General features: G+C 71.5%; 8 protein-coding genes. 1 reads left to right on the top strand and 7 read right to left on the bottom strand.

Translation table 11 applies throughout. From position 1 onward, the window contains the following. Positions 1-143: 143 nt before the first annotated feature. From GT030_RS06995 to GT030_RS06985, 3 genes are all read right to left on the bottom strand, one after another. The gene (locus GT030_RS06995; RefSeq protein WP_161200326.1) at positions 144-1397 is read right to left on the bottom strand and encodes an AAA family ATPase; all 1254 of its coding nucleotides are present in this window, start codon (positions 1395-1397) and stop codon (positions 144-146) included. A gap of 12 nt (positions 1398-1409) precedes the next feature. Next, positions 1410-2120, bottom strand: coding sequence for a Flp pilus assembly protein CpaB (cpaB, locus tag GT030_RS06990; protein WP_161200325.1), 711 nt, complete (start codon positions 2118-2120; stop codon positions 1410-1412). A 61-nt stretch (positions 2121-2181) separates the two neighbouring features. Then, positions 2182-3099, bottom strand: coding sequence for a hypothetical protein (locus GT030_RS06985; RefSeq protein WP_161200324.1), 918 nt, complete (start codon positions 3097-3099; stop codon positions 2182-2184). Between the two features lie 260 nt (positions 3100-3359). Here GT030_RS06985 and GT030_RS06980 point away from each other — a divergent pair, with 260 nt between their 5' ends. Then, positions 3360-5060: a glycoside hydrolase family 18 protein gene (locus tag GT030_RS06980; RefSeq protein WP_161200327.1), complete on the top strand. Its 1701-nt coding sequence runs from the start codon at positions 3360-3362 to the stop codon at positions 5058-5060. A 63-nt stretch (positions 5061-5123) separates the two neighbouring features. On the opposite strand, the gene GT030_RS06975 is transcribed toward GT030_RS06980, so the two are convergent. The 4 genes from GT030_RS06975 to GT030_RS06960 form a co-directional block, all read right to left on the bottom strand. Next, on the bottom strand, positions 5124-5642 hold the full coding sequence (locus GT030_RS06975; RefSeq protein ID WP_161200323.1) for a hypothetical protein: 519 nt from the start codon (positions 5640-5642) through the stop codon (positions 5124-5126). Between the two features lie 101 nt (positions 5643-5743). Further along, on the bottom strand, positions 5744-7219 hold the full coding sequence (locus tag GT030_RS06970; RefSeq protein WP_161200322.1) for a gluconate:H+ symporter: 1476 nt from the start codon (positions 7217-7219) through the stop codon (positions 5744-5746). 130 nt (positions 7220-7349) lie between these two features. Next, on the bottom strand, positions 7350-7760 hold the full coding sequence (locus GT030_RS06965; protein WP_161200321.1) for a RidA family protein: 411 nt from the start codon (positions 7758-7760) through the stop codon (positions 7350-7352). Continuing rightward, positions 7757-8521, bottom strand: a complete 765-nt coding sequence (locus tag GT030_RS06960) for an IclR family transcriptional regulator (RefSeq protein ID WP_161200320.1) — start codon at positions 8519-8521, stop codon at positions 7757-7759. Before GT030_RS06960 ends, GT030_RS06965 begins: the two co-directional genes overlap by 4 nt. Between the last annotated feature and the right edge of the window lie 77 nt (positions 8522-8598).

The following is an 8598-nucleotide window of genomic DNA, read 5'->3' as shown; positions in this document are numbered from 1 at the left end:
CGGTTGCCGACGCTCCGCGTCGACGCCCTCCTCCGCCTTGCAGCTGCACGCACCAGACCCCGCTCGGGTCGGCTCGAAGGCACCGTCGGCCCGAGCCGGCCTGATCCAGAAGACAGGCCCTAACCTGCCGCGGCGCCTCATGCCTACTCCTTCCGCCGCCGGAAGCCCACGGCGCCCCGGTCGCCGCCGCGCTGACGGCCGCCCCGGTGGGCGGGGCCGTCGGCGGCCCTGGCCAGGCCCAGTTCCCCGGCCAGCGCCCACAGGGCCTGGCGTACGGTGCTGCGGGCGTCGAGTTCGTGCACGCGTCCGGCGTCCACCACACCCTGCAGCTCCTTGAAGGCGGCGGGCACGGTGGTGCGGGCCAGGGCGGTGCCGGTGATGCGCTGGATGAGCGCGGGCTGGATCTCCGTGACGCGGGTGTGCCGGTTGACCACGACCGTGGTCTCCTCCGCCTTGCGGATCTGGAGCCGGTCCCACATCCGCACGGTCCGCTTGGCGGCGCGTACCGAGACCACGTCGGGCGTGGTGACCAGCAGCGCGGTGTCGGCGCCCTCCACGGCGGCGGCGGTGGCCCCGGTGAGCTGGGCGCCGCAGTCCAGGACGACGACCTCGTAGCGGGCGCGCAGGGCGTGGATGATCTGGCGTACGGCGCGGTCGGTGACCTCCTCGCCGCGCTCGCCCTCGCCGGGCGCCAGCAGCAGGGCGAGCCCGGTGTCGTGGCGGTAGACGGCGTCGGCGAGGACGCGCGGGGAGATGTCGGCGATGGCGGCGAGGTCGGCGACCGAGCGGCGGAACTGGATGTCCAGGAAGGACGCCACGTCACCGGTCTGGAGGTCGAGGTCGGCCAGTACGGTGGCCCGGCCCGACGCCTGGGCGGCGAGGGCGAGCTGGAGCGCGGCCGTGGTGGCGCCGGTGCCGCCCTTGGCCCCGCTGACCGTGATCACCGTGCCGCCGGGACCGCTGAGCACGTCCGCCCCGCCGTGCCCGAGGTGGCGGCGCACCCCGCTGGACCACTGGGCCACGGCCTGCACCCGGTGTGCGAGGTCCTCGTACGCCAGCGGCAGCCCGACCAGACCACGGGCGCCGGCGTCCATCGCGGCGGCGAACAGCGCGGGCCCGGCGTCGGTGGTGACGAGGATGACACCGACGGCCGGGAAGCGCAGCGCTATCTCCCGGATCAGTTCCAGCGCCGGTACGGGGCCGATGCGTTCATGGACGACGACGACCTCGGGGAGTTCGTCGACCGACTCCGCGGCGAGCCGCGCCAGGGTGTCGATCAGCCGGGTGGAGTCGGTGACCGGCGGGACCGGCTCGGCGTCGGGGAGCTGGCTGAGCAGGGTGGTGAGGGACCGTACGGCGTCCGGGTCCGCGCCGGCCGGCAGAATCCTGGTGGGCATGCGGGCCGCCTCTCACTTGTCCGTCGCTAGTTCATAGGTGCGCTCGCGGTCCGGTATCTCCGACTCGCCGCCGGGGGCGACCAGGGCGAGCCGGACCCGCTGGGCGAAGGACTCGGCGTAGGTGACGCGCTGAGCGTCCAGGGCGGACAGCGCGAAGGTGATGGGGACGGCCTCGGTGGGCTGACGCTGCTGGTCGCGGTCCCGGTCGGGGTCCAGCGCGGTGATCTTCCCGACGTCCAGGACCCGTGCGTCGGTGACGATGATCTTCGACTGGTCGGGGTCGCTCTCCTTCTTGCCCTCGAAGGTGGCGTAGACGTTGACCCGCGCGCCGGGTGTGATCTTGCCCGCGACACCGGTGGCCGCGTCGATCATGATGGCCACCTCCTGCTGGCCCGGCCGCAGTTCGGGCTGGTCGACCACCATGTCGGTCTGGAGCAGGGAGCCCGCGCGCAGGGTGGTGACGGCGATCTTGCCGCGCAGCTGGGAGAGGTCGGTGACGGCGTTGGCGGACAGCCACCGTTTGGGCATCCGTACCTTCTCGAACTGGTCCGCGCCGAGCGCGGTGTACGGCTGGACCGCGGACTTGACCCGGTACGCGGTGACCTCGGGGCCGACCTTGGAGCGCACGTCGCTGATGACGGACAGCACGCCCGCGAAGGCGCCGAGAGCGCACAGGACGGAGAGGATCAGGAATATGACGCCGCGGCGCTGACGGGAGTTCATGAACCGTGCAACCTCATTGGGGGAATCGGTCGTGCGGGACGGGAGCGGGGTCCGTATCGGTTCAGGCGGGCGTACGCCCCTGAAGGGCACGCGGCGGCGGCAGGGGGTGCTCGGGCGGGGAGGCGGAGCAGAAGACGCAGCGGTCGCCGATGACGTCGAGACCGCACCAGTGGCAGCCCGACTGCCGCACCGAGGTGACGAGTTGATAGAGCACGGAGAGGTCGGCGAGGTACCCGCAGAACTCGATCATCCGGCCGGTGCCCCACCAGGCGGGCGACTCGGCGGGCAGCGGGGTCTCGCGCAGCCCGTGCACCCCCCAGCCCTTCGCGAACCCGGTGATCCAGTCGGACTGCAGCTGGCCGCGGGCGAGCAGCATCCAGGTGCTGAACTCGGGGCCCTTGAGGGTGGCGCCCTGCACGGCCTTGACGAGCTGGGGGTCGGGGTGGGCGACGACGGCGAACTGGGCTCCGGGCAACCAGGACTTGGCGTGCGCCTTGAGTCCCACGGGCACGTGGTCGAGGCGGGCGACCGAGCCGAGTACGGCACCGGCGTGGATGTAGTGGGTGAGCAGCCGCCCGGCCGAGGCGAGCACACCGGGGCTGAGGTCGCAGGTGGCGAGCTGCCGTAACTGCCGGGCCAGGACCGCGACGCCGAGCGGCGGCAACTCCGGCCGGAACACGGCGATCCGGTCGCTCTCCAGCAGGGAGCGCAGGGTGTGCAGCCGGCGTAACACGGGCTCCGGGGTGGCCTTGGAGCACAGAACCACCAGATAGCCGAACTGGTCGATCACGCCCTGGACTTCGGAGAGGGTCTGGTCCAGCGGGCGGCTGTCGAGATCGCGCAGCACGACGGCGGGCATGGTCCGCTCGTCCTGCGCCGGCAGTGCCAGGTCGGCACTGGTCACGGCGATGGCAGTTGGCACGCGCAGCTCCCCGCTCTCACACCCTCCGGCCCACCGGCACGGTTCCCCTCGGGCCATGACGACTTCGTTGCGTGACTACGTGAGCACTGTATCCACGCCTGGATCACGGGAGAACAGCGTTTGTGTAGCTCGTGGGGAACTCTCCGGTCACAAGTTGCCTCAAAACGGGACAGGTTGCGCGGGCGGGCCGGGAGCCGTCCGCACGCCACCCCTTGACAGCCGAATTGGTCTGGACCAACGTGGGCGCACAGAGGTGCTCATCCCCTCTCCCCCGCGATCTCCCCCACTGGAGGCTCCAGTTGGACCTCGTATCTGCCATGCCCGCACGCGGCGGACGCGGCCGGGCCCGTGCCCGGGCGGTGACCGCCGCTCTCGCCCTCGCCGTGGCGGGGCTGGCCGCCGCTCCCGCCTCGGCGGCGGACGTCAACAACGCCAGGAACGCCGGCTTCGAGTCGGGCCTGTCCAACTGGACCTGCTCGGCGGGCAGCGGGACGACCGTCTCGTCCCCGGTGCACAGCGGCTCCGCCGCGCTGAAGGCCACCCCGGCCGGGCAGGACAACGCCCAGTGCGTCCAGTCGGTGGCGGTCAAGCCCAACTCCACGTACACGCTGAGCGCCTGGGTGCAGGGCGGATACGCCTACCTCGGGGCGACCGGCACCGGCACCACCGACGTGTCGACCTGGACGCCGGACAGCTCGTCGTGGAAGCAGCTCTCGACGACGTTCACCACGGGCTCCGCCACCACCTCGGTCACCGTGTACACCCACGGCTGGTACGGGCAGGCCGCGTACTACGCCGATGACGTCCAGGTGCAGGGCCCGGACGGCGGCGGGGGCGGTGACCCGGCGCCGACGAAGCCGGCCGCGCCGGGCGGCCTCGCGGTGTCCGGCACCACCTCGTCCTCGGTCTCGCTGGCCTGGAACACGGTGTCGGGCGCGACCGGCTACAACGTCTACCGCGACGGCACCAAGGTCACCGCGGTGAGCGGCACCTCGGCCACGGTCACCGGGCTCGCGGCGTCGACCTCGTACTCCTTCCAGGTCACCGCGACCAACTCGGCCGGTGAGTCGGCGAAGTCGGCCACCGTGAGCGCGACCACCACGTCCGGCGGCGGGACCGTCCCCAAGGGCGACCTGCCCAAGCACGCGGTGACCGGGTACTGGCAGAACTTCAACAACGGCGCGGCCGTGCAGAAGATCTCCGATGTGCCCTCGGCCTACGACATCATCGCGGTGGCCTTCGCGGACGCCACCTCCACGCCGGGCGCGGTGAGCTTCAGCCTGGACTCGGCGGGGCTGAACGGCTACACCGTCGACCAGTTCAAGGCCGACATCAAGGCCAAGCAGGCCGCGGGCAAGAAGGTGATCGTCTCCGTCGGCGGCGAGCGCGGCACGGTCGCGGTCAGCGACACCGCCTCGGCGAACAACTTCGCCAACTCGGTGTACTCCCTGATGCAGACCTACGGGTTCGACGGGGTCGACATCGACCTGGAGAACGGGCTCAACCCGACGTACATGACACAGGCGCTGCGGTCGCTCTCGTCGAAGGCGGGCTCGTCGCTGATCATCACGATGGCGCCGCAGACGATCGACATGCAGTCGACGTCCGGTTCCTACTTCCAGACGGCCCTGAACGTCAAGGACATCCTCACGGTCGTCAACATGCAGTACTACAACAGCGGTTCGATGCTGGGCTGCGACGGCAAGGTCTACAGCCAGGGCTCGGTGGACTTCCTGACCGCGCTGGCCTGCATCCAGCTGGAGGGCGGGCTCGCGCCCTCGCAGGTGGGCATCGGTGTGCCGGCCTCGACGCGGGGTGCGGGCAGCGGCTATGTGGCGCCGAGCGTGGTGAACAGCGCCCTGGACTGCCTGGCCAAGGGCACCGGCTGCGGCTCCTTCAAGCCCCCCCGGACCTACCCGGACCTCAGGGGCGCGATGACCTGGTCGACCAACTGGGACGCCACGGCGGGCAACGCCTGGTCCGGCGCGGTCGGTCCGCACGTGCACGGGATGCCGTAGCGGTACCGGAAACGGGCGGTGCCCCGGCTTTCCCCCAAGGGGAGGCCGGGGCACCGCCGTTCGTCACTCCGACTCGAAGTAGGCGTCCAGTACCGCGTCCATCGAGGCGTCCCACTCCGCGAACTGCGAGCGGGAGGGGGCCTCGATCTCGATCGGGTACCAGCGGCGGTCCGGGGTGTGCACCGTGACGGTGAAGCGCTTGCCGAACCGGGCCGTCTCCGTCTCCACGGCGGCGATCTCCGGCCAGGTGAACTCGCACTCCTCCGCGTCCAGGGCGAGGCGCACGCCCCGCCGGTCCGCGACTATCCGCGCCCGGCGGTCGGCGGCCTCGAAGACGGGTCCGCCCTCCTCGGCGGGCTCCTCCCCGGCGTCGGCCGCGTCGGCCTCCGGAACGGATTCCGCGGACGCCGAACTCTCCTCCGCCTCGGCCGAGTCGGCCGCTTCGGCCGTCGCCTCGGCGTCCTCCGCTTCCCCCTGGGCGGCGGAGCCCGTCAGACCGGGGATGAAGGCCGGGTCGAACCCGGCACCCGTGACGGGCTCGCCCTTCAGGGGCTGGCTGCTCGATCCTATGCGCTGCTCCACGGCGGCAGTATGGACGACTTCCCTGTGCCGGAACCACCCGGCGCTCCATTCCCGCCGGTATCCCCCCGGTACGTCCCCCGTCCGGTCCGCCCGAGGAACGGTCAGACGAACAGGCTGACCACCGCCGCGACCGCGAACCCGGCGAGGGAGAGCACCGATTCGAGAACCGTCCACGTCTTCAGCGTGTCGCGTTCGGTGATGCCGAAGTACTTGGCGACCATCCAGAACCCGCCGTCGTTGACGTGCGAGGCGAAGATGGAGCCGGCCGAGATCGCCATGATGACCAGGGCGGTGAACGCCTGGGAGTGGTGCCCCTCGGTCAGCAGCGGGGCGACGATGCCCGCCGTCGTCACGATGGCGACCGTGGCCGAGCCCTGGGCGACCCGCAGCACCAGCGAGATCAGGTACGCGAGCACGATCACCGGCAGGCCGACGCCGTGGAAGGTGTCCGAGAGCGCCTGGGCGACCCCGCTGGCCTTGAGGACGGCGCCGAAGACCCCGCCCGCGCCGACCACCAGCAGGATGTTGCCGACCGGCTTCAGGGAGGCGGTGGAGACGTTCTCCAGGGACTTGCGGGACCAGCCGCGCCGGATGCCGAGCAGGTAGTAGGCGAGCACCAGGGCGATGGTGAGGGCGACGAAGGGGTGCCCGAAGAACTCGATGACCGAGCGCACGGTGGAGGGGTCCAGCGCGACCGAGGAGAAGGTGGCGGCGAGGATCAGGATCAGCGGCGTACCGATGATGGCGAGGACGGTGCCCAGCGGGACCGGCTTCTCGGCCGGCTCCACGCCCGAGGCGCGCTGTTCGGCGAGCACCGCCTGCCGGGCCTCCTCCGCCGCCTCGACCATGTCCTGCGGGACGGGGACGAAGATGCGCCGGCCGACCCACGCCGAGAACGCCCACGCGGCCAGCACCGCCGGGATGCCGCAGACCACGCCCATGAGGACGACCCAGCCGAGCTGGACGTGCAGCAGGCCGGCCGCGGCCACCGGGCCGGGGTGCGGGGGCAGGAACGCGTGCGTCATGGACAGGCCTGCGAGCAGCGGCAGGCAGTACAGCAGGATCGACTTGCCGCCCCGCTTCGCGGCCGCGTAGACCAGTGGCGCGAGGACGAAGATGCCGACGTCGAAGAAGACCGGGATGCCGAAGATGAGGCCGGTCAGGCCCATCGCCAGCGGTGCCCGCTTCTCGCCGAACAGCCGCAGCAGGCGCCCGGCGAGGACCTCGGCGCCGCCGCTGACCTCCAGAATCGCGCCGAGCATGGTGCCGAGGCCGATGATGACGGCGACGTGGCCGAGGATGCCGCCCATGCCGGACTCGATGGTGGAGACGGCGTCGGAGCGCTGGACGGTGCCGAAGAGTTCGGTGACCGAGAGGCCGGCGAGCAGGCCGACGGTTATGGACACCGTGAGCAGCGCGACGAACGGCTGCAGCCGGACCTTGATGATCAGGAAGAGCAGCAGGGCGATGCCGAGGCCGGCGACGGTGAGCAGGCCGGGGGTGCCGTCCAGCAGGAGGAGCAGTCCTCCGGTGTGGGGTGGCGCGGCGGGCGCGGGTGCGGCGAGCGGAAGGGACATGAGAGGGCGGTCCTCTGCGTGAGTGAGGTGAGTACATCCGGCTTTCGGGCAGGGTGGAGCGCGGCACGGCACCCGAAGGGGGTGCCGTGCCGTGTGCGTGGTGCGGGTGGTGCGGTCTGCTGAGCGGCGGTCAGCCGAGGACGGCGAGCGCGTCGATCTCGATCAGGAGCCCGGCGGGCAGCCCGACGTAGACCGTGGTGCGGGCGGCCGGGGGCTGGGTGAGGCCCTGCTCGCCGAAGTAGGTGTTGTAGATGTCGTTCATCTCGGCGAAGTGGTCCACGTCGGTGAGGTAGACGCGGATCATCATCACGTCGTCCCAGCTCGCGCCGCCCTCTTCGAGGATCGCCTTGACGTTGGCGAGGGTCTGCAGGGTCTGCTCGCGCAGGGTGGGACCGGCGGGGGTGGGGGCCTTGCCCTCCTCGGCGGGCAGGAACCCGACCTGGCCGGCGACCTGGAGGATGTTGCCCTTCTTGACGCCGTGGGAGAACTTCGCGGGCGGCACGGTGTGGGTCTTCGGGGTGAGCGCGATCTTGTCGGTCATGCGGTGGGGTCCTTCACTGGGGTTCTTCCGGAGTACTCGCCGCTGATCGCGTCCGCCGTGCGGCGCACCCGCGGGAGCAGGGTGAAAAGTTCGTCGGCGGTGACGACGACGTTCGGCGCGGAGACCGACATCGCGGCGACCACCCGGCCGTCGGCGCCCCTGATGGGGGCCGCGACACAGTTGATGGACTCCTCGTGGCCACCGAGGTCGGTGGCCCAGCCCTGTTCGCGCACCTTCTCCAACTCGCGCAGGAACGCGCCCGCGTTGGGGGTGGAACGGGCCGTGTACAGGGGGTATTCGAGCCTCTCCGCGAGCGCCCGGCGCTCGCCCTCGGGCAGGTCGGCCAGCAGCAGCTTGGCGACGGCGGCGACCGTGATGGCGACCGGCTTGCCGACGCGCGAGTACATGCGCACCGGGTAACGGCTGTCCACCTTGTCGATGTAGAGCACCTCGTTCTCCTCGTGCACGGCGAGGTGCACGGTGTGCCCGCACGCCTCGTTGAGCCGGACGAGGTGGGGGTGGGCGATCTCGCGGATGTCGAGGTTCTCCATCGCCTCCTGGGCGAGGGCGAAGAGGCGGGCGCCTAGCCGGTAGCGCTGGTCGGACTGGCGGTAGACCAGGCCGTGTTCGTGCAGGGTGCGCAGCAGGCGCAGCGCGGTGGACTTGTGCACCCCGAGCCGTTCGGCGACCTGGCCGAGGTCGGCGGGGCCCTCCGCGAGCAGCGGGAGGATGCTCAGGGCGCGGTCGACGGTCTGGCTCATGCGGTGCTCGTCCCTTCGGTGACCTGGTCGGCTCCGGTCCAGCCGGGGCCGAGTCGCAGTCTCCCCCACGCCACGTC

It is taken from the genome of Streptomyces sp. SID1328 (assembly GCF_009865595.1).
GTDB classification, from domain to species: domain Bacteria; phylum Actinomycetota; class Actinomycetes; order Streptomycetales; family Streptomycetaceae; genus Streptomyces; species Streptomyces griseoluteus.
This window is presented reverse-complemented; position numbering and strand designations above follow the sequence as displayed.